We start from the raw sequence: 20,627 nt of genomic DNA, 5'->3' as shown, positions 1-20,627 counted from the left end.
GGCCTTATTTCAGCTGAGAATCCTTGCTGCCGCGCCGGTTGATGCCTCCGGCGGGCCGCCAGGCCCTGTCGCGCCCCGACTGGCAATCCACGCAAAGCTGCACGCCGGGAAGGGCGCGGCGGCGCGCCTCGGGGATCGGCTCCTCGCAGTCGATGCAGGTTCTGGCGCTGTCAACGGCGGCTGCGCGCGCCGCGCGAAGGCGCGCGCGGGCCACGGCCTCTGCCGTGCTGACCTCGATCTGGTCGTTCACCGCGTCGTCGCGCGCCCATCCTCCGGCCATCGTCTCCTCCGTTCCTGACGGAAAAGATAAGCTGCCCGCCCCCTTTTGCAACGGTCCCCGCCCTTTCCGACAGGCCGCAGGACAGCCGTTCCGGCGGGTCTTGCCGGAACGAAAGGGTACGCTGGTCGTTGACAGGCGAAAGAATTGCCACCATCCTTGTGAAATCAAAGGGGAAAAATCATGAGTGACAAGACGCTGACTCGGATGGATCTCGCGGAAGCCGTGTTTCGGGACGTTGGCCTGTCGCGTCACGAATCCGCCCAGCTGGTCGAATCGGTGCTTGAACATATTTCCAATGCCCTGGTCCGGGGCGAACAGGTGAAGATCTCCTCCTTCGGCACCTTCAGCCTGCGCGACAAGAACGAACGCATCGGCCGCAACCCCAAGACCGGAGAGGAGGTGCCGATCACCCCCCGGCGCGTGCTGTCCTTCCGCCCCTCGCATCTGATGAAGGATCGCGTGGCGGCCGGGAACAAGGGCTGAGGGGCGGTCCGGCTGAATGACGAAGGGCGCAGACGCATTCCGGTCGATTGGCGAGGTGGCAAGGCTTCTGGGCGTCGCGCCCCATGTCCTGCGCTATTGGGAAACGCAGTTTTCCCTGCTGAAACCGATGAAGCGCCCCGATGGGCGCCGCTATTACCGCCCCGACGACGTGCGGCTGGCCGCTGGCCTTTGCACCATCCTGCGCGACGAAGGCCTGACGATCCGGGGCGCGAAGAAGCTGCTGGCCCGTGACCGGGGCGCCGCCGTGCGCGAACGCGGCGCGGCACGGCTGGCCGAGATCGTCGATGCGGCCGAGCCTGTGGCCGATATCGACATCACTGAGGACGAGGCGGATGCCCTGCCCGCGCACGCCCCAAGGTCGCGCCATCGCCGCCGCCGTCCTTTGCCGGGCAAGGCGCCGCTGCCCGAAGGGTGGCTGGCCGATGTGGTCGCGCTGAGCGCCCGCCTGCGCGATCTTCGCCCGGCGGATGCCGCCGCGCCCGGCCCTCGGGCGACGCTGGCGCGGCTGCGCGACGCCTTGGCGCGGATTTGCTGACCTTCGCGGCAGGAAGCGTGCAGATTTCCGCATCGCAGCCCTTGTGCCCGGTCGCCGGATCGCTCTATACGGTGCGCGTCGGGCCGTGGCGCAGTCTGGTTAGCGCGTCCGTCTGGGGGGCGGAAGGCCGCGAGTTCGAATCTCGCCGGCCCGACCATTTCGAAAACGCCCATCCCTTCGCGGGGGTGGGCGTTTTCGCATGAAAGGAACCGGCATGAACGGCGTTCTTCCCGACAGCGGCATCCGCGATCTGATCCGGTCGGGTGCCATCTCCGCCGATCCGGCGATCATCCCCGAACAGATCCAGCCCGCCAGCCTTGACCTGCGCCTTGGGACCGTGGCCTATCGTCTGCGCGCCAGCTTCCTGGCCGGGCGCGGCAGCCGGGTCATGGACCGGCTGGCCGACCTGCAGATGCACCAGATGGACCTGTCGGGCGGCGCGGTGCTGGAGCGCGGCTGCGTGTATCTGGTCCCGCTGATGGAGCGCGTGTCGCTGCCCGCCGGTCTGACGGCAGTGGCCAATGCCAAGTCCTCGACCGGCCGACTGGACCTGCTGACGCGCCTCGTGGCCGATGACGGCACCGAATTCGACCGCCTGCCCGAAGGCTATGACGGCCCCCTTTATGCCGAGATCTGCCCGCGCAGCTTTTCCGTCCTGGTGCGCCCCGGAATGCGGCTGAACCAGTTGCGGCTGCGCCAGGGCCAGGCGGTGCTGTCGGATGCGGAACTGCGCGACCTGAACGACCGCGATCCCCTGGTCGGCGGGCAGGCGCTGATCGACCATGGCCTTGGCTTCTCGGTCGATCTGAAACCGGCCAGCGGCGATCTGGTAGGCTATCGCGCCCGCCCCCACAGCGGGGTGATCGACCTGGACCGGATCGGCGCCTATGACGCGCGCGACTTCTGGGACGAGCTTCGCACGACCGAAGGCCGCCTGATCCTCGACCCCGGCGCCTTCTATATCCTGGTCAGCCGCGAATCGGTGGCGATCCCGGCCGACTATGCCGCAGAAATGGCGCCCTATCTGGCGATGGTGGGCGAATTCCGCGTCCATTATGCGGGCTTTTTCGATCCCGGCTTCGGATGCGGGGAAGCGGGCGCAGGCGCGCGCGGCGTGCTAGAGGTCCGCTGCCACGAAGCGCCCTTTGTGCTGGAACACGGCCAGGTCGTGGGCCGCCTGGTCTATGAACGCATGGCCGCCCGGCCCGACCGGCTGTATGGCGCGGGGATCAAGTCGAACTACCAGGGCCAGGGCCTGAAGCTCGCCAAGCAGTTCCGCTAGGCCCGCCTCATCTTCTGTGCGAAAATATCCCGGGGGACCGGGGGCTGGCCCCCGGACCTACAGCCCCCCTGTCTGCCACAGCCGCACCTTCAACCCGCCATGGGCAACCACCGGCCCCGACTCCAGCGGCAGCCCGGTCGCCTTTGCCAAGGCTCCCTCGCTGGTCACGATTCCCACGCGCCAGCCCGCGAAACGCTCACGAAACACCGCGCCCATGGCGGCGTGCAACCCAAACAGCGGCCCCTTGTTGCCGATGCGCGCGCCGTAGGGCGGGTTCACGATGACGATGCCCGGCGGGCAGTCGGGGCGCTGCAAATCGCCGATGGCGCGGCAGTCGAAGCGGGTCAGGGCCGCCACCCCTGCCCTCTCGGCATTCGCCTGGCTCATGCGGATGGCGCCTGCGTCGCGGTCGCTGCCGAAGAACTGCGCAGGCGCGGGACGCGGCGCGGCAGCCGCGCGCAGGGCTTCCCAGGCCGCAGGATCGAAGCTGGCAAGCTGCTGGAAGCCGAAGCTGCGGCTGCGGCCGGGGGCAATGCCCGCGGCGATCTCGGCCGCTTCGATCACGAAGGTGCCCGACCCGCACATCGGATCCAGCACCGGCTGGCTGCCGTCGTAACCCATTTCGCGCAGGAACATGGCGGCCATGGTCTCGCGCATGGGGGCCTTGGCGACGGCTTCCTTGTGGCCGCGCTTGTGCAGCGATTCGCCGGTCGTATCCAGACTGATGGTGACCAGATCATCCTCGATCCGCACCTTGACGACCAGGGCGGCATCAGTGGCCAGCGGCGCGCCCAGTTCTTCGGTAATCGCGCGCTCGATCCGCTGGGTGGCCGCGCCCGCGTGATAGATGCGGCTGGCCTTGCAGGTGGTTTCCACCCGGACCGGCACGTCGCGCCGCAGGACCGAGGCCCAGGGGAATTTCCGCGCCCGCTTGTCCAATTGCGCAAGATGCAACGCGCGAAAGCTGCCCACCCGCGCCAGCACCCGCGTCGCGCCCCGCAGCCACAGGTTCGCGCGCCAGACATCCGGCCAGCCGCCCGTGATCGTCACGCCACCCGGCTGCACCACAGGCTGCCAGCCCAAACCCGCAGCCTCGGCGGCCAGCGGCGCCTCCAGCCCCGGCGTCGCCACCAGGAAAATCTCGAATCTGTCATCCATCGCGCAGCCCTAGCCCGGACGCGCGGCAAAGGCTATGGGTCAGCGCCCGATGCGGCGGGTCAGGCGGGCGGCCTGGCGGGCGCGCTTGACGCCCGCGCGCATGTCACGCGCCTGCTTGGCCGAGACATTGGCGGGCTTGTTCCCGGATTTCGCGATCTTGTCGATGCCCTTGTTGATGCCCCAGTTCAGGGCGCGGCGGGTGACCATGCGGGTCAGCATGTTGATGATCTGGTTCAGGTTCATGGATCAGTCGTCCTTGGGCATGTCGTCGGCGGTTTCGGGGAACGGGGCCGTGCCGATATCGTCATCCTCGTCCCGCAGGGCAAGGGGGACGCGCAGGCCGGGGGCGGGCGGGCGCGCCTCCAGCAGCCCGGCGGCGCGCAGTTCCGCAAGCCCCGGCAGGTCGCGCGCCGATTCCAGGCCGAAATGGTCTAGGAAGGTCTCGGTCACCACGAAGGTCGCGGGGCGGCCCGGGGTCATGCGGCGACGCCCGATGCGGACCCATTCCATCTCGATCAACTGGTCCAGCGTGCCGCGCGACACGGCGACGCCGCGAATCTCCTCGATCTCGGTGCGGGTGACGGGCTGGTGATAGGCGATGATCGCCAGCGTCTCGATGGCGGCGCGCGACAGGCGGCGCTGTTCCACCGTTTCCGTCTGCATCAGGAAGGACAGGTCCGGCGCCGTGCGGAAGGCGTATCCGTCGCCGATCCGTTCCAGCGCCACGCCCCGCCCGGCATAGGTCTGGCGCAGGCCCTCCAAGGCCTGGGCCGGATCACAGCCGACGGGCAGCCGGTCCGCCAGGTCGCGCAGCGTCAGGGGCCGCGCGGACGCGAACAGGATCGCCTCGACCATGCGCTGCTGCTGGGCCGGGGGCGGCGGAGTATCGGAAGTCCGGGCTTCGGGTTCGGTCACGGCTGTTCCACGGGCGGTTTTCGGCGAAAGCGGATCGGCGCGAAGGGGTCGGCCTGCCGTATCTCGATCCGGCCCTGCCGCGCAAGCTCCAGCGAGGCGGCAAAGGTCGCCGCCGTGGCCGACCGGCGGCGCGCGCCCTTGGTGCCCCAGCCTTCGGGCAGGAAATCGGCCAGATCGGTCCAGTCGCCGACATATCCGATCATGCCGCGCAGCCGGTCAAGCGCCTGTTCCATCGTGAACACGTCCCGCCGGTCGAAGGCATAGGGGCGGAAGTCATCGCGCGTCTTCAGCCGGGCATAGGCACGCATCAGGTCGATCAGCCCGGCCTGCCATTCCCTGCGCCGCGTCCGTTCCACCGTTTCCGGCGTGCCGCGGGGAAACCGGCTGATCCCCAGCCGGTCGCGCCCCATCAGTTGCGCCGCCGCCTGCCGCATCGCCTGCAGGCGTTCCAGCTGAAAGGCCAGATGCGCGGCCATGTCCTCGGCGCTTGGCCCTTCGGCCTCGGGGTCGGGGGGCAGCAGCAGGCGCGATTTCAGGAAGGCGAGCCAGGCGGCCATGACCAGGTAATCGGCGGCCAGTTCGATCCGCAGCGCGCGGGCCTGTTCCACGAAGGCCAGGTATTGTTCGGCCAGATGCAGGACCGAGATCTTCATCAGGTCCACCTTCTGCACCCGCGCCAGCGTCAGCAGCAGGTCCAGCGGGCCTTCATAGCCCTCCACATCGACGATCAGCGCCTCCTCCGCGCGGCGCTGCGCCACCGTGTCGGCGTCGGGGCCTGGCACCGCTTCCTCGGGGACAGCGCGCAGATGGGGGATGTCGCGGGCGGAGCGGGCCACGGGGTTCCTTTCGCGTTCGGCCTGGCAGAGTCGGGGCTGCCTGTGACGGAGTCAAGCGGGGCCGCGTCGCCGGGGGCTGTCTGCCCCCATCTCCTTCGGAGATTCCCCCGAGGATATTTACATGAAGAAGAAGCCGCGCCGTCAGGCGAGGGTCGAGGTCAGAGCCTTCCATTCCGCCATCAGGGCCGCCGGATCCAGATCCTGGGGCGGGTGGCGCCGCGCCAAGGCAGCGGCGGCGCGGCGTTGCGCGTCGGGCGTCATGGGCCCGGCGGCGGCCACCACCGGCTCCATGCTGGCGATGGTGCCATTGCAATGCAGCACCAGGTCGCAGCCCGCCGCAATCGAGGCCGCCGCGCGTTCGGGTTCAGTTCCCGATAGAGCCTTCATGGTTATGTCGTCGGTCATCAACAGCCCGTCGAAGCCGATGCTGTCGCGGATCAGGCCGATCATTCGGGGCGATGCGGTGGCGGGCGTGTCATCCAGGGCGGTGAAGCGGATATGCGCGGTCATGCCCATCGGCAGGTCGCGCAAGTCGCGAAAGGGGGCGAAATCCATCGCGTCCAGATCAGCCTCGGAGGCAGCGACGGTGGGCAGGTCGTGGTGGCTGTCGGCAATGGCCCGGCCATGGCCCGGCATGTGCTTCATCACTGGCAAGACGCCCGCCGCCAGCATCCCGTCGGCACTCGCGCGGCCCAGGGTGGCGACGGTGGCTGGGTCTGATCCCAGGCAGCGGTTGCGCAGGAAGGGGTGCGTGTCGGCCTGCGCTACGTCCAGGGTGGGGGCGCAGTTGCTGTCGATGCCGACCGCGCGCAGTTCCCGGCCGATCAGGAAATAACGCAGCCACATGGCGCGGGGCCCTGCCCCCGCCTGATCCAGCGGCGCAGGCCAGTCGATCCAGTGGGGCGCGCGCAGGCGCTGCACCCGGCCGCCTTCCTGATCGACGGTGATGACCGCGTCGCGCCCCACGGCGTCGCGCAGGTCGCCCGTCAGGCGGCGCAGTTGTTCAGGGCTTTCGACATTGCGGGCGAACAGGATAAAGCCCCAAGGGTCGGCCGCGCGGAAGAAGTTCCGCTCGGCCGCAGTCAGTTCCGTCCCGGTAATACCGCCGAGGATGGTGGCATTGGCGGTCATCAGTTCAGGGCAAGGCAGTCAGTGCCCGCCGATTTCAGCGCGGCGCAGAACTGGCGTGCCTCGGACAACGAATCAAAGCCCGCGACGCGCAGCCGCCAGAAGGTGCGGCCGTTCGACTGGTGCTGCTGGATCACCTGCTGCTTGCCGCCAAAGACGACATGCTTGCTCATCAGCCGGTTCCATTCGCTGGAGGCGATGGCGCTGCTGTCGAAGGCGCCAAGCTGCACCTGCGGGCCGCTGGCCGAGGAAACCGGCGTGGGCGCGGCTTCGGGACGCGCTTCGGGGGCTTCGGCGGGGCGCGCCTCGGGGGCGACGGGGCGGGCGTCGGTCGCGGTGTTTCCGGCCGATGCGACGCGGGTGCTGCGCGGACGCGGCGCGGGCCGGGTCGAGGCGGTCAGCACGCCGGGATTGGCCTCGGCCTGCGCCTGGGCAAGCGCCTCGGTGATGGCGGCGGCCTGGGCGGGGGCGCCGTTCTCGTCGGTCAGCGCCTCGTTCACCGGGCCTTCGCTGGCCGGGGCATCGCTGATCGCGGCCTCTTGGACCGCGCTGTCGGCCATGGCAAGGCGCTGCGCCTCGGCTGCGGCCTGGGCCTCGGCAAGGGCGCGGGCCTCGCTGTCGGACAGGGGCACGATGGGATCGCCGGCAAAGCTCAGCGGCACTTCGGAGGTGGTGGCGGGCTCGCGGGCGGTGGCGCCCAGCTGGCCCATGGCCACGTCCTCCTCCGACAGGCCCACGGGGGCGGGGGCGATGGCGACCTGCTGGGTGGGCTGGTGCTCCACCCCTTCGGCCACGTTGTTGACCGCATAGCCGGTATAGTTCGTCAGTTCCCCGCCCGGATCGGAGGGCGCGGTTCGGGCGTCGCCCACGATGGCGCGGATCACCGGCACGCCCGACACGTCGCGCGACACCAGTTGCCAGCCCCAGACCATCAGCCCGACCATCAGCGCGACGGATGCGACCGCGCCCAGGTAATGGGTCAGCCGCGCGAAGCGGGTGGTCAGGCCTTCGCCGCCCTGCCCGTTCCCATCGGGACCGGCCTGGTCGTCCCAGCCACGCTGATCATACGAGAATTCGCGCTTCACCTTGTGACGCGAGAACACATAGCCGCCTTCGCGGTAATCCATCACTGCCATAGCCTGCCTGCCTGCCGGTTGATCCGACCTGAACTTTGACTGCCCGTTCCAACCGGCAGGGGCGCCTTGTGATGTCAGCGCATTTCCTTGGCCGGTGTGACCCCAAGGATAGCGAGACCGCTTGAAATAACAACGCCAACTGCACGCACCAGCGCGATTTTTGCCTGGGACGTGGCAGGATCGCCATCCTGCACGAAGCGCAGGGACGTGTCGTCGTTGCCCCGGTTCCACAGCGAATGCAGGTCGGACGCGATTTCATACAGGAAAAACGCGACGCGGTGGGGTTCGTGGGCACGGGCCGCATGTTCGACAAGACGCGGCCATTCGGCAACTTTCCGCGCCAGATCCAGTTCCGCCGGATGCGCCAGAATCGTCAGATCCGCACCGGCAAGCGCCGAATCACTCACGTCGATGCCCGAATCAGTTGCGCGGCGCAGGACCGAATGGACCCGTGCGCTGGCATACTGGACATACCAGACGGGGTTGTCCTTGGACTGCTCCAGCACCTTGGCGAAATCGAAATCCAGCGCCGCATCGTTCTTGCGCGTCAGCATGATGAAGCGGGTCACGTCGGCGCCCGCTTCCTCCACCACGTCGCGCAGGGTGACGAAGGTGCCCGCGCGCTTCGACATCTTGAAGGGCTCGCCGTTCTTGTAGAGCTTGACCAGCTGGATCAGCTTGATGTCCAGCGGCACGCGCCCGTCCGACAGCGCCGCGACGGCGGCGTTCATGCGCTTGACATAGCCGCCGTGGTCGGCGCCGAACACGTCGATCAACTGATCGAAGCCCCGGTCGATCTTGGACCAGTGATAGGCGATGTCGGGCGCGAAATAGGTCCAGGCGCCATCCGATTTCTGGATCGGCCGGTCCACGTCGTCGCCATGGGCGGTGGACCGGAACAGAAGCTGCTCGCGTTCCTCCCAATCCTCGGGCAGCTTGCCCTTGGGGGGTTCCAGCACGCCGCGATAGATCAGGCCCAGGGACCGCAGCCGTTCGATCGCGGCCTCGATCTGGCCGGTGCCGTAAAGCGCCTTTTCGCTGGAATAGACATCCATGCGGATGCCCAGGGCGGCGAGATCCTCGCGGATCATCGCCATCATCGCGTCGGTGGCGAAATCGCGGATCTCGGCCAGCCATTCGGCTTCGGGCTTCTCCAGCAGGGTCGTGCCGTATTTCGCCTTCAGCGCCTCGCCCACGGGGATCAGGTAGTCGCCGGGATAAAGCCCCTCGCGGATCTCGGGTTCCAGCCCGTTGGCCTCGCGGTAGCGTTCATAGGCGGAACGCGCCAGCACATCGACCTGCGCGCCGCCGTCGTTGATGTAGTATTCCCGCGTCACGTCATGACCCGAGAACGCCAGCAAGTTCGCCAGCGCGTCGCCGAAGACCGCACCGCGCACATGGCCCACATGCATCGGGCCGGTGGGATTGGCGCTGACGAATTCCACGTTGACCTTCTGGCCCGCGCCGATGGCCGAACGCCCGAAATCAGCGCCTTCGCGGATGGCGGTGGCAACGATGCCCTGCCAGACGGCAGGGGACAGGCGCAGGTTCAGGAAGCCCGGCCCCGCGACCTCGGCCGCCGCGATGCGCGGGTCGGTCAGGCGGGCGGCCAGCCTGTCGGCGATCTCGCGCGGCTTCATGCCGGCGGGCTTGGCCAGCACCATCGCGGCATTGGTGGCCATGTCGCCATGGGCGGGATCGCGCGGGGGTTCCACGGCCACATTGGCGAAATCCAGGCCCTGCGGCAGTTCGCCCGCCTGCGTCATCTGGTCCAGCGCGGCCAGGACGACGCCGCGCAGATCGGTGAATAGGTTCATCGTCGCTTTCCTGTGTGTCCCGCGCCGGTTACCGCCTGGGACGGGGCCTGGTCAACCGAAAGCCCCCGAAACAGGCCTTTTTACGCGAGGTTTCCGGGCGAAAACATTGACGTGGCGGCCCGCTTGGTCTAAGTCGCTGCATGGCCCGCATCCGGCGGGCCGGCTGAGGGGGCGTGCGAGTCTTGCGTCCCATTGCAGGCCGCACCAGCCATCCGGGCAAGCGCGGCAATGGAACGCATCGCGCCAGACAAGCGGCGCGCAAGTCTTGGAAAGCCCCTGAATGACGAAATTCTCCGACCTGAAGCTTGACCCCAAGGTGCTGAAGGCCATCGCCGAGGCCGGGTATGAAACGCCGACGCCGATCCAGGCCGGCGCCATCCCGCCCGCGCTGGAAGGCCGCGACGTGCTGGGGATCGCGCAGACCGGCACCGGCAAGACCGCCAGCTTCACCCTGCCGATGATCACGCTGCTGGGCCGTGGCCGCGCGCGCGCGCGGATGCCGCGGTCGCTGGTCCTGTGCCCGACCCGCGAACTGGCCGCCCAGGTGGCGGAAAACTTCGACACCTATGCCAAACACACCCGCCTGACCAAGGCACTGCTGATCGGCGGCGTGTCCTTCGGTGAACAGGACAAGCTGATCGACCGGGGCGTGGACGTGCTGATCGCCACGCCGGGCCGGTTGCTGGACCATTTCGAACGCGGCAAGCTGCTGCTGACCGGCGTGCAGATCATGGTCGTGGACGAGGCCGACCGGATGCTCGACATGGGCTTCATTCCGGATATCGAGCGGATCTTCCAGCTGACCCCCTTCACGCGCCAGACGCTGTTCTTCAGCGCCACCATGGCGCCCGAGATCGAGCGGATCACCGACACCTTCCTGCACGCCCCCGAGCGGATCGAGGTCGCCCGCCAGGCCACCACCAGCGAGACGATCACCCAGAAGCTGGTGGAACTCGCGCCCTCGCGCCGCGATCTGGCGGCCAAGCAGAAGCGCGACCTGCTGCGGGCCCTGATCGACGCCGAGGGCGAGAAGCTCTCGAACGCCATCATCTTCTGCAACCGCAAGACCGACGTGGACATCGTCGCCAAGTCGCTGGCCAAGCACGGCTATGACGCGGCGCCCATCCATGGCGACCTGGACCAGAGCCACCGCACCCGCACGCTGGACAATTTCCGCGACGGCAAGCTGAAACTGCTGGTCGCCTCCGACGTGGCGGCGCGTGGCCTGGACATCCCGGCGGTCAGCCATGTGTTCAACTATGACCTGCCCAGCCATGCCGAGGATTACGTCCACCGCATCGGCCGCACCGGCCGCGCCGGACGCCTGGGCAGCGCCTTCAGCATCGCCACCCCTGCGGATGAGAAGTATTTGTCGGCCATCGAGAATCTGGTGAAACAGACCCTGCCCCGCGCGCCCCTGCCCGAAGGCTTTACCCTGTCGGAAACCGACCGCAACGGCGGCCGCGAAGACCGCCGCAATGGCCGCGACAAGGGACGCGGTCGCGACAAGGGCCGTGGCCGCGACGAGGAACGCCGCGAGCCGCGCGAGGACCGCGCGATTGAAGCGGCACGCGAGGAGCCGCGCCGCGAGGTTCAGCGGGATGACCGGCGCGAGGATCGCCGCGACGACCGACGGGAAGACCGCCGCGACCCGTCGCGCGACCGTCGGAACCGCCGCGAGGATCATCGCGGTCCTGCCGTGATGGGCATGGGCGATCACGTGCCGGAATTCATGCTGGTCGAACTGCGCCCGGCCCTGGCCTCCACTGCCGCCGAACCCGAGGACCGCGCCGAAAAGCCGGTCGAGGCTGCCGAGCCCATGGCCACCCAGGCCTCTGCCGACAAGCCTCGCCGTGGCCGCAACCGCCGCAAGAAGGGCGAAGGGCGCGTTGACGCCGAAGCATCCGTGGCCGAGCAGCCCGAAACGGTGACCGAGGCGCCTGAAGCCGAAACCGCGCCTGCCGAGGCCGTCCTGCCTGAAGCTGCAGCGGTCGAGGAAGCCCCGGCTGAAGCCGCGCCGGTTGAGGCAGCCGCGACTGAGGCCGCGCCCGAACCTCTGGCCGAGGCCCCTGCCCCGGAGGCTCCTGTCAGCGAAGCCCCTGCCGCCGATCCTGTGGCCGAAGAAGCCCCCAAGCCCAAGCGCACCCGCCGCAAAAAGATCGAGGTCGAAGCCACGGATGCCCCGGCCGAGCCGGCCGAGAAACCCAAGCGCACCCGTCGCAAGAAGGCCGAGGAACCCGCCGAGGCCGTGGCCGAGGAGGCTCCCAAGCCCAAACGCACCCGCCGCAAGAAGGCTGACGAGGCGCCTGCCGCCGAGGCCCAGCCCAACGCCGACGCCGAGGCCTGACCGCCGCCGATGCGCGCCCTGACGGGACGACTGCCGCTGCGGCGGCTTGGGGCCGACCTGGCGCTTGGCCTGGTCGCGGCCCTTGGCCTGCCGCCTTTCGGCATCTGGATCGCGACCCCGCTGGCCCTAGCGCTGCTGATCCACCGTGCCGCGCGGGCCAGCGGGGCTTTCTGGCCCATGCTGGCGGGCGGTATCGGCTGGTTCGGCCTGTCGATGAGCTGGATCGTCGAGCCCTTCCTGGTCGAGCCTGACATCTATGGCTGGATGGCGCCCTTCGCCCTGTTCCTGATGGCGCTTGGCGGCGCGCTGTTCTGGGCCATTCCGGCAGGACTGGCGGCGCGCCTTGCCGCTGATGCCCCGCGTCGCGCCCTGGCGATTGCCGCCGCCTTGGTCCTGTCGGACTGGCTGCGCGGCTGGATCTTCACCGGCCTGCCCTGGTCGCTGACCGGCCATGTCTGGATCGACACGCCCCTTGCGCAAACCGCCGCCTGGACAGGCGCCATCGGGCTGAGCCTGATCACGCTGACCTTGGCCGTCCTTCCCTCGATCTCGCGCCTTCTGCCCGCTGTCCTTGCCGCGCTGGCGCTGACCGGCGGGCTTTGGGCTGCCGGAATGGCGCGGCAGTCGCGGCCCCTGCCGCCTGATACGCAAACCATCGTCCGCATTGTCCAACCCAATGCCCAGCAGCACCTGAAATGGGATCCCGAATGGGCGGCGGTGTTCTTCCAGCGCCTGCTGGATCTGTCGGCGGCGCCCGGCCCCCGCGATCTGGTCATCTGGCCAGAAACCGCCGTGAACTTCCTGCTGGAGGACGCGGGCCCGGTCCTGCCCGCCATGGCCCAGGCGGCAGGCGCGCCGCTGGTCATGGGCATCCAGCGGCGCGAGGGCAGCCGCTTCTACAACAGCCTTGCCGTGCTGAACCCGGACGCGACGGTGGGGCAAATCTACGACAAGTTCCACCTTGTCCCGTTCGGCGAATACATCCCCTGGGGCGACGCGCTGGCCCAGATCGGCATCACCGCCTTTGCGGCGCAGCAAGGCAACGGTTATTCCGCAGGCACCGGCCCTGCCATCATGTCAGCGCCGGGCGCACCCGCGTTCCAGCCGCTGATCTGCTATGAGGCGATCTTCCCGCAGTATCTGCGCGGCCTGGGGGAACGCCCCGAATGGCTGCTTCAGGCCACGAATGACGCCTGGTTCGGCCAGTTCTCCGGCCCCTACCAGCATCTCGCCCAAGCCCGACTGCGCGCCATCGAATCCGGCCTGCCGCTGATCCGCGCGGCCAATACCGGCATCAGCGCAGTCATCGACCCGCATGGCCATGTCCGCCAGTCGCTCGACCTGGGCGCCGAGGGCAAGATCGATGCCGCCCTGCCCGCCCCTCTGCCGGAAACACCCTGGATGCGATGGGGCAATGCCCCTGCCGTGCTTCTGACGTTGCTCGCCCTTTCTGCGGCCCTCATCCGCCGCAGGCGCGCCTGATGGGCTTCTTCTTTGCCTAAATACCCCAAAGGCAACGTCGGCCCCAGATCGCGGCCTCAATCCTTGAAGAACCGGCTGTCCTTGACCTGATCCCAGGCCCAGACCACCTCGGCCAGCCGATCCTCGTCCGAGCGGTCGCCGCCGTTCATGTCGGGATGCAGATCCTTGACCAGCGACTTGTACTGCTTGCGGATCTCGGCGCGCGTCCAGGTGTCCTTGGCTTCCAGGATGTCCAGGGCCTTGCGCTCGGTGGGCGGCAGCTTGCGGCTGGCCTTGGCGCGGGCCTCGGGCGCGGTGCCGTTGGCGCCCAGGATCTCCAGCGGGTCGCTGACGCCGTGGCGCGCCCATTTGCCTTCCTGCGCGGCGCGGCCAAAGGGCTTGGTCGGGCGTTCCCAGACGGTCGCGTTGTCGATGAACTGCTGGAACTCTTCCTCGGACTGGCCCTGGAAGTAATTCCAGTTCGCGTTGTATTCGCGGACATGGTCCTTGCAGAACCAGAAATAGTCGTCCAGGTGGCGCGGGTTCTTCGGCGCACGGTACTGGCCCGGCTCATCGCAGCCCTGCTTGTCGCAGATGCGGGTCGAAGTCTCGAAGGCGCCGGACATGCCGCGACGGCCCTTGGTCTTGCGCTTCTTGTCCTTCGCGGCCGAAATGTCGAAGCCGAACGGGTCGTTACTGCTCATTCTGGGGCACCTTTGCGACTCGGAGGCGGCAGTTTAGGGTTTTTGACGCGACATGAAAGGTCTTGACGAATGATTGCGGATGAAATGCGCGACAGGCTGGCCGTGCTGAACCCGACGCGGCTCGAGGTCATCGACGAAAGCGAAAGCCATCGCGGCCATGCGGGATACCGCGACGGCGGGCAGACCCATTTCCGCATCCGCATGGCAAGCCCAGCCTTTGCGGATCTTGGCCGGGTGCAGCGGCACCGGCTGGTCCACCGCACCCTGGGCGACATCGTGCCGCGCATCCATGCCCTGGCGCTCGACCTGACCGAGGCGTGAGGCGCGTTAGCGCCGTCAGGCTTGCCGCTGCGGCAGGCGGGGCGTAAGACCCGCCCAGGCTGCCAGAACGAGGAATGGACATGACCGCGCCCAAGGACTTCAACGACCGGATGCTTTCGCTGGGCCTGGCCCGCGTCAGCGAGGCTGCCGCCCATGCCTCGGCCCGGCTGATCGGGCGCGGCGATGAAAAGGCCGCCGATCAGGCCGCCGTCAACGCCATGCGCGACCAGTTGAACATGCTGGACATCAAGGGCGTCGTCGTCATCGGCGAGGGCGAGCGCGACGAGGCCCCGATGCTCTATATCGGCGAGGAGGTCGGCACCGGCGAAGGCCCCGAGGTGGACATCGCCCTGGACCCGCTGGAAGGCACCACGCTAACCGCCAAGGACATGCCGAACGCGCTGACCGTGATCGCCATGGCCCCGCGCGGCACGCTGCTGCACGCGCCCGATGTCTATATGGAGAAGCTGGCGGTCGGGCCGGGCTATCCGACCGATGTGGTCAGCCTTGAGATGACGCCGTCGCAGCGCGTGCGCGCCCTGGCGCAGGCGCGCGGCGTCCAGGACAGCGACATCACCGTCTGCATCCTGGAACGTCCCCGGCACGAGGATCTGGTGGCCGAGGTCCGCTCCACCGGCGCAGCGATCCGGCTGATCACGGACGGCGACGTGGCGGGCGTGATCCATTGCGCCGAGGCTGAGCTGACGGGCATCGACATGTATATGGGGTCCGGCGGTGCGCCCGAGGGCGTGCTGGCCGCATCCGCGCTCAAATGCATGGGCGGGCAGATGTGGGGCAAGCTTTTGTTCCGCAACGACGACGAAAGGGGCCGGGCGCGCAAGGCGGGCATCACCGATCTTGACCGCATCTATTCCCGCGACGAACTGGTGACGGGCGACGTGATCTTCGCCGCGACGGGCGTGACGAACGGATCCATCGTGGCGGGTGTCAAGCGCGAGCCGAATTACCTGCAAACCGAGACGATCCTGATGCGGTCCAAGACCGGATCCGTCCGGCGGATGATCTATCGCAACCCGATCAGGTAAGGGGCTTTGCCCCCGCCGCGCCTTCCGCGCGGCTCCCCAGGGTATTTTGGACAAAGAAGAAGGTGCTGCCGTGACGTTTCTGGGAATCGAGCAATCGCTGACGGGTCGGCGGTGGGTCGGCCCGGACAGCACGGCGGACCGTCTGGCCGAGGGGCTGGCGCAGCGTACCGGGCTGCCCCTGCCCGTCGCCCGAATCCTGGCCGAACGCGGGGTCGAGGCCGAAGGCGCCGAGGGCTTTCTGACGCCCCGGCTGCGCGACCTGCTGCCCGATCCGCTGTCCCTGCGCGACATGGGGATCGCAGCGGAACGGCTGGTCGCGGCGGCGGTGGGTGGCGAACGCATCGCCATCTTTGCCGACTACGACGTGGACGGCGGCAGTTCGGCGGCCCTGCTGCTGGATTGGCTGCGCGGCCAGGGGCAGGACGCGACGCTCTATATCCCCGACCGCATCGACGAGGGCTATGGCCCGAACGCACCCGCCATGGCGGCGCTGGCGGCGGATCACGACCTGATCGTCTGCGTCGATTGCGGCACGTTGAGCCATGACGCCCTGGCCGCCGCCGCGGGCACCGACATCATCGTGCTGGACCACCACCTTGGCGGCGAGACGCTGCCCCCCGCCTTGGCTGTCGTGAACCCGAACCGCGCGGACGAGGATGGATCGCTGGGCCATCTTTGTGCCGCAGGGGTGGTGTTCCTGACCTTGGTCCAAGCGGGGCGCGTGTTGCGCGGCATGGGCCGTCCCGAGCCGGATCTGATGGCGATGCTGGATCTGGTGGCGCTGGCGACCGTGGCCGACGTGGCGCCCCTGGTGGGCGTCAACCGCGCCTTTGTGCGGCAGGGGCTGGCGATCATGGCCCGCAGGCAGCGGCCCGGCTTGGTCGCGCTGTCCGATGTGGCCCGTCTTGACGGCCCGCCGGGTGCCTTCCACCTGGGCTTCCTGCTGGGGCCGCGCATCAATGCAGGCGGCCGCGTGGGCCGCGCCGATCTGGGGGCGCTCTGCCTCTCCTGCCGCGACCCGCGAGAGGCCGGACGGTTGGCGGCGGAACTCGACATGCTGAACCGCGACCGCCGCGCCATCGAGGCCGCCGTTCGCGACGAGGCGCTTGCGCAGGTCGAGGCCCGCGCCGATGCCCGCCTGTCCTGGGCTGCGGGCGATGGCTGGCATCCGGGCGTCGTCGGCATCGTCGCCGCGCGCGTGAAGGAGGCGACGGACCTGCCCTCGGTCGTGATCGGCGTGGAAGGGGGCATCGGCAAGGGGTCCGCCCGCTCGGTCCCCGGCGTCGATCTGGGCCGCGCGATCCACCGCCTTGCGGATGAAGGGCTGCTGATCAAGGGTGGCGGGCATACCATGGCCGCAGGCCTGACCGTGGCCGAGGACAGGATCCCCGCCGCCATGGCGCGTCTTTCCGACTTGATCGCTGCCGATCTGGCAAGCCGCACGGGCGCCCGTGACCTGCGCATTTCGGGCCTGATGGAATGTGCGGGCGCCACACCGCGGATGTATCGCCAGCTGGAAGATGCCGGCCCCTTCGGCCAGGCCGCGCCCGCGCCGCGCTTTGCCTTTGCCGACCAGCTGATCGACAGCGCCAGCACCATGGGCGACAGCCACCTGCGCCTGTCCTTCCGCAGCGCCGGCGGCCCCGCGCTGGAAGCCGTGGCCTGGGGCGCGATGACCGGCCCGCTTGGCCCGGCACTGATCGGCGCGCGCGGGCGGCGCTTTCATCTGGCGGGCAAGCTGGATCTCTCCACCTGGGGCGGGCGCGAACGCCTGCGCCTGCGGCTGGAGGATGCAGCCCCCGTGTGATCGCATGTGACCCCCTCTGGTCACGCCCAAGGCCCGCCGCTAACCTGCCCCTGAGATTGGCAAGGGAAACACGATGAAACTGACCTGGCTTGGACATTCCGGTTTTCGCCTGGAAATCGAGAGTGCCGTGATCCTGATCGACCCCTGGATTTCCGGCAACCCGGTCTTCCCCGAGGACGCCCGTGCCGAGGCCATCGGGGGCGGCACCCATATCCTTCTGACCCACGGCCACGGCGATCATTCCGGCGACGCGCTGGCCATCGCCAAGGAGCTGAGGATCCCGGTCGCGGGCATCTATGACCTGGTGGGCAGCTGGGCCACCCATCACGACATTCAGGGCATCGGCTTCAACAAGGGCGGCACCGTCGATCTGGGCGGGGCGCAGGTGACGATGGTGAACGCGTCCCATTCCAGTTCGCTGGACGGGGCGGACGGGCCGATCTATGCGGGCCATGAATCGGGCTATATGATCGCGGGCGAAGGGCATGTGATCTATGTCTCGGGCGACACCGACATCATGGCCGACATGGGATGGATGGGCGAATACCACCAGCCGGACATCGGCATCCTGTGTGCGGGCGGGCATTTCACCATGGACATGAAGCGCGCGGCCTTTGCGGCCCGCAAATACTTCGACTTCAGGACGGTGATCCCCTGCCACTACAAGACCTTCCCGCTGCTGGAGCAATCCGCGCAGGCGCTGATCGATGGGCTCCCCGGCGTGCGGGTGATCGAACCCGCGGTCATGAAGGCGATCGAACTGTGAGCTTCCAGAGTTTCGATGATCCCGCAGGCGGCAGCGATCATCCGGCGCGGCTGTCTGCCCTGCGCAGGCAGATGGGCCTGGAGGGTCTGGACGGCTTCATCGTCCCCCGCGCCGATGCCCATCAGGGCGAATATGTGGCCGATGCCGATGCGCGGCTGGCCTGGCTGACGGGCTTCACCGGCAGCGCGGGCTTTGCCATCGTGACGCCTGACCGAGCGGGGGTGTTCATCGACGGCCGCTATCGCGTGCAGGTCAAGGCCCAGATCGATCCGGCGCATTTCACGCCGGTCCCCTGGCCGGAAACCCGGCCCTCGGACTGGCTGCGGGATGCCCTGCCCGAGGGCGGGCGCCTAGGCTTCGATCCCTGGCTGCATACGCGCCAAGAGATCGAGACGCTGGAAAAGGCCCTTGCCGACAGCGGTATCGGGTTGATCGCGGTGGACAGGAACCCGCTGGACACGGTCTGGACCGACCGCCCCGCCCCGCCCGTGGGCCGGGCGTGGGCGCATGACGACGCCGTGGCAGGCGAGACCTCCGCCGACAAGCGCGCCCGCCTTGCCGCGCAACTGCGCGACGATGGACAGGCCGCCGCCCTGCTGACGCTGCCCGATTCGATCTCCTGGCTGCTGAACATCCGGGGCAGCGACGTGCCGAAAAACCCGGTCGTGCAGTCCTTCGCGGTGCTGTCCGATGACGGCCATGTGGCGTTGTTTGCCGACCCCGCCAAGTTCGACGACGCCCTGCGCGCCCATCTGGGCAATCAGGTGGCGATCCTGCATCCCGAAGGACTGGCCCCCGCGCTGCTGGATCTGGAAGGCCCGGTGCGCATCGATTCCGCCTCGGCCCCCGAAGCGGCCTTCCGGCTGCTGGAAAGCGCCAAGACCCAGATTGCCCGCGCTACTGATCCCGCGATCCTGCCCAAGGCGCGCAAGAACGCCGCCGAACTGGCCGGGATGCGCGCGGCTCATCTGCGCGACGGGGTGGCGATGGTGCGGCTGCTGGCCTGGCTGGATGCGCAGGCTCCGGCCGACCTGACCGAGATCGACGTGGTGGAAAAGCTGGAAGCCCTGCGCCGGGAGGCCGGGATCACCGACATCAGCTTCGACACGATCTGCGGCGCGGGGCCGAACGGCGCCATCGTCCATTACCGCGTCACCCGCGCGACCAATCGCCGTCTGGCGGCGGGCGAGGTGCTGCTGATCGATTCTGGCGGGCAGTATCCCGACGGCACCACAGACATCACCCGCACCGTGCCGCTAGGCGATCCGCTACCTGATGCCGTCGCCCCCTATACCGCCGTGATGCGCGGCATGATCGCGATCAGCCGCGCGCGCTTTCCCAAGGGCGTTGCGGGGGCGCATCTGGATGCGCTTGCCCGGCAATACCTGTGGTCGCAGGGCCTCGACTATGACCACGGCACCGGCCATGGCGTCGGCGCGGCGCTCTGCGTCCACGAAGGCCCGGCACGCATCAGCCGAGTCAGCACCCTGGCCTTGGAAGCCGGGATGATCCTGTCCAATGAGCCCGGCTATTACCGCGAAGGCGCCTTCGGCATCCGCATCGAGAACCTGATCGCCCTCACCGAGGCCGAGGCCGAACCCGGCCGCGCCATGCTGGGCTTCGAGACGCTGACGCTATGTCCCATCGACCGCCGCCTGATCGACATCGCGGCGCTGTCACGGGATGAGATCAAGTGGCTGGACGGCTATCACGCGCATGTCCGCGACACCCTGTCGCCACACCTGGACGGCGACACGCGGCGCTGGCTGGATCAGGCAACGCAGCCTCTAGGGACTTCTTCTTTGTAAAAAATACCCTTGGGGGGTCCGGGGGGCGAAGCGCCCCCGGCCACCGCGGGACGCAATCAAAGCGCGTCCAGGATCCGCGCCGCCTCATCCTTGCAAGGCGTCAGCGCCGCCCGATCCTCGCCCGGAAAGAACCGCGCCCGCACGGCGGTGGGCATCGGCGCAGGCTCGGCAATGACCACGCGCGGGCCGACCGACACGCTTTCGGCCTGCCAGCTTCGCGCCAGCGCGATCTGGCCCGTCTTGGTCGCGCCATAGGCGCCAAAGAACTTCTGCCCCGCGCGGGGATCGTCGAAGAACAGCGCCGTGCCGCCCCGCGCGCGCAGCAGCGGCTCCAGCAAGGCGATCAGCCCGCGCGTCACGTCCATGTTGACCAGCACCGATTTCGCCCAGTCCTTGCCATCGACATGCGGCGCGGGGGCCAGGGGCGCCGCGTGGATCGCACAATGCGCCCACAGGTCCAGCCCGCCCCAGCGCTTCAGCGCAGCCTCGGCCAGCTGCTGCATCGCGGGCGCCTCGGTCACGTCCATCGGCGCCAGGGTCGCACTGCCGCCTGCCCGGCGGATGCGGTCGTCCAGTTCCTCAAGCCCGCCCACAGTGCGGGCCACGGCCAGCACGTGATAGCCGCGCCCGGCCAGATCCTCGGCCAGGGCCGCGCCCAGGCCGCGCGATGCGCCGGTCACCAGCGCGATTTTCGAATTCTCTGTCATGGCCGTCCCCTTGCCACCGCCACCGCGCCTTCGCAAGGGCGCAACGAAAAAGGGCCCCCGCAGGGGCCC

General features: G+C 68.7%; 19 protein-coding genes, 1 tRNA gene and 1 pseudogene. 11 read left to right on the top strand and 10 right to left on the bottom strand.

Annotated elements, in window-relative coordinates; genetic code table 11:
• Positions 1–4: 4 nt before the first annotated feature.
• Positions 5–280, bottom strand: coding sequence for a DksA/TraR family C4-type zinc finger protein (locus tag AAIL68_RS02535; RefSeq protein ID WP_347137919.1), 276 nt, complete (start codon positions 278–280; stop codon positions 5–7).
• 180 nt (positions 281–460) lie between these two features.
• Here AAIL68_RS02535 and ihfA point away from each other — a divergent pair, with 180 nt between their 5' ends.
• The 4 genes from ihfA (at position 461) to AAIL68_RS02515 (ending at position 2,601) form a co-directional block, all read left to right on the top strand.
• Complete coding sequence (ihfA, locus tag AAIL68_RS02530) at positions 461–763, top strand: integration host factor subunit alpha (protein WP_103173462.1); 303 nt, start codon at positions 461–463, stop codon at positions 761–763.
• A 16-nt stretch (positions 764–779) separates the two neighbouring features.
• Complete coding sequence (locus AAIL68_RS02525) at positions 780–1,319, top strand: MerR family transcriptional regulator (protein ID WP_347137918.1); 540 nt, start codon at positions 780–782, stop codon at positions 1,317–1,319.
• A 79-nt stretch (positions 1,320–1,398) separates the two neighbouring features.
• Positions 1,399–1,476, top strand: a tRNA-Pro gene (locus AAIL68_RS02520).
• Between the two features lie 57 nt (positions 1,477–1,533).
• Entirely contained in the window at positions 1,534–2,601 is a 1,068-nt protein-coding gene (locus AAIL68_RS02515; RefSeq protein WP_347137917.1) for a 2'-deoxycytidine 5'-triphosphate deaminase, read from the top strand.
• A 57-nt stretch (positions 2,602–2,658) separates the two neighbouring features.
• On the opposite strand, the gene AAIL68_RS02510 is transcribed toward AAIL68_RS02515, so the two are convergent.
• The 7 genes from AAIL68_RS02510 to argS all read right to left on the bottom strand — a co-directional run bounded on the left by AAIL68_RS02510 (position 2,659) and on the right by argS (position 9,591).
• Positions 2,659–3,759, bottom strand: a complete 1,101-nt coding sequence (locus tag AAIL68_RS02510; protein ID WP_347137916.1) for a class I SAM-dependent RNA methyltransferase — start codon at positions 3,757–3,759, stop codon at positions 2,659–2,661.
• A gap of 39 nt (positions 3,760–3,798) precedes the next feature.
• Positions 3,799–4,002: a hypothetical protein gene (locus tag AAIL68_RS02505; protein WP_347137915.1), complete on the bottom strand. Its 204-nt coding sequence runs from the start codon at positions 4,000–4,002 to the stop codon at positions 3,799–3,801.
• 3 nt (positions 4,003–4,005) lie between these two features.
• Positions 4,006–4,614 carry an SMC-Scp complex subunit ScpB gene (gene scpB, locus AAIL68_RS02500; protein ID WP_347138038.1) on the bottom strand — a complete coding sequence of 203 codons (609 nt, stop codon included), beginning with the start codon at positions 4,612–4,614 and terminating at the stop codon, positions 4,006–4,008.
• Positions 4,615–4,670: 56 nt separating this feature from the next.
• Positions 4,671–5,456 carry a ScpA family protein gene (locus AAIL68_RS02495; protein WP_347138037.1) on the bottom strand — a complete coding sequence of 262 codons (786 nt, stop codon included), beginning with the start codon at positions 5,454–5,456 and terminating at the stop codon, positions 4,671–4,673.
• 195 nt (positions 5,457–5,651) lie between these two features.
• Positions 5,652–6,641 carry a beta-N-acetylhexosaminidase gene (nagZ, locus tag AAIL68_RS02490; RefSeq protein WP_347137914.1) on the bottom strand — a complete coding sequence of 330 codons (990 nt, stop codon included), beginning with the start codon at positions 6,639–6,641 and terminating at the stop codon, positions 5,652–5,654.
• The gene (locus AAIL68_RS02485) at positions 6,641–7,765 is read right to left on the bottom strand and encodes an SPOR domain-containing protein (RefSeq protein ID WP_347137913.1); all 1,125 of its coding nucleotides are present in this window, start codon (positions 7,763–7,765) and stop codon (positions 6,641–6,643) included. Before AAIL68_RS02485 ends, nagZ begins: the two co-directional genes overlap by 1 nt.
• Before the next feature lie 83 nt (positions 7,766–7,848).
• A complete protein-coding gene (gene argS, locus AAIL68_RS02480; protein WP_347137912.1) occupies positions 7,849–9,591 on the bottom strand; it encodes an arginine--tRNA ligase in 1,743 nt (580 codons plus the stop codon).
• 280 nt (positions 9,592–9,871) lie between these two features.
• Here argS and AAIL68_RS02475 point away from each other — a divergent pair.
• Both AAIL68_RS02475 and lnt read left to right on the top strand, forming a co-directional pair.
• Positions 9,872–11,359 (top strand): annotated as a pseudogene (locus AAIL68_RS02475) (DEAD/DEAH box helicase); the annotation flags it as partial.
• Positions 11,360–11,947: 588 nt separating this feature from the next.
• Complete coding sequence (gene lnt / locus AAIL68_RS02470) at positions 11,948–13,420, top strand: apolipoprotein N-acyltransferase (RefSeq protein WP_347137911.1); 1,473 nt, start codon at positions 11,948–11,950, stop codon at positions 13,418–13,420.
• Positions 13,421–13,476: 56 nt separating this feature from the next.
• On the opposite strand, the gene AAIL68_RS02465 is transcribed toward lnt, so the two are convergent.
• The gene (locus tag AAIL68_RS02465) at positions 13,477–14,103 is read right to left on the bottom strand and encodes a J domain-containing protein (RefSeq protein ID WP_347137910.1); all 627 of its coding nucleotides are present in this window, start codon (positions 14,101–14,103) and stop codon (positions 13,477–13,479) included.
• A 69-nt stretch (positions 14,104–14,172) separates the two neighbouring features.
• On the opposite strand from AAIL68_RS02465, the gene AAIL68_RS02460 reads away from it, so the two are divergent.
• The 5 genes from AAIL68_RS02460 to AAIL68_RS02440 all read left to right on the top strand — a co-directional run bounded on the left by AAIL68_RS02460 (position 14,173) and on the right by AAIL68_RS02440 (position 19,851).
• On the top strand, positions 14,173–14,424 hold the full coding sequence (locus AAIL68_RS02460; protein WP_347137909.1) for a BolA family protein: 252 nt from the start codon (positions 14,173–14,175) through the stop codon (positions 14,422–14,424).
• Between the two features lie 80 nt (positions 14,425–14,504).
• Positions 14,505–15,470 carry a class II fructose-bisphosphatase gene (gene glpX / locus AAIL68_RS02455; RefSeq protein ID WP_347137908.1) on the top strand — a complete coding sequence of 322 codons (966 nt, stop codon included), beginning with the start codon at positions 14,505–14,507 and terminating at the stop codon, positions 15,468–15,470.
• A 70-nt stretch (positions 15,471–15,540) separates the two neighbouring features.
• A complete protein-coding gene (gene recJ, locus AAIL68_RS02450) occupies positions 15,541–17,277 on the top strand; it encodes a single-stranded-DNA-specific exonuclease RecJ (protein WP_347137907.1) in 1,737 nt (578 codons plus the stop codon).
• 73 nt (positions 17,278–17,350) lie between these two features.
• Positions 17,351–18,043, top strand: coding sequence for a metal-dependent hydrolase (locus AAIL68_RS02445; RefSeq protein WP_347137906.1), 693 nt, complete (start codon positions 17,351–17,353; stop codon positions 18,041–18,043).
• Positions 18,040–19,851: an aminopeptidase P family protein gene (locus AAIL68_RS02440; RefSeq protein WP_347137905.1), complete on the top strand. Its 1,812-nt coding sequence runs from the start codon at positions 18,040–18,042 to the stop codon at positions 19,849–19,851. The genes AAIL68_RS02445 and AAIL68_RS02440 overlap by 4 nt, the downstream gene beginning before the upstream one ends.
• Positions 19,852–19,907: 56 nt before the next feature.
• Here AAIL68_RS02440 and AAIL68_RS02435 read toward each other — a convergent pair whose 3' ends face one another.
• Positions 19,908–20,558, bottom strand: a complete 651-nt coding sequence (locus AAIL68_RS02435; protein ID WP_347137904.1) for an SDR family NAD(P)-dependent oxidoreductase — start codon at positions 20,556–20,558, stop codon at positions 19,908–19,910.
• Between the last annotated feature and the right edge of the window lie 69 nt (positions 20,559–20,627).

The organism is Paracoccus sp. SSK6 (assembly GCF_039770665.1).
GTDB lineage: Bacteria > Pseudomonadota > Alphaproteobacteria > Rhodobacterales > Rhodobacteraceae > Paracoccus.
Note: the sequence above shows the minus strand (reverse complement) of the source record. Positions and strands in the feature narration are given on the sequence as shown.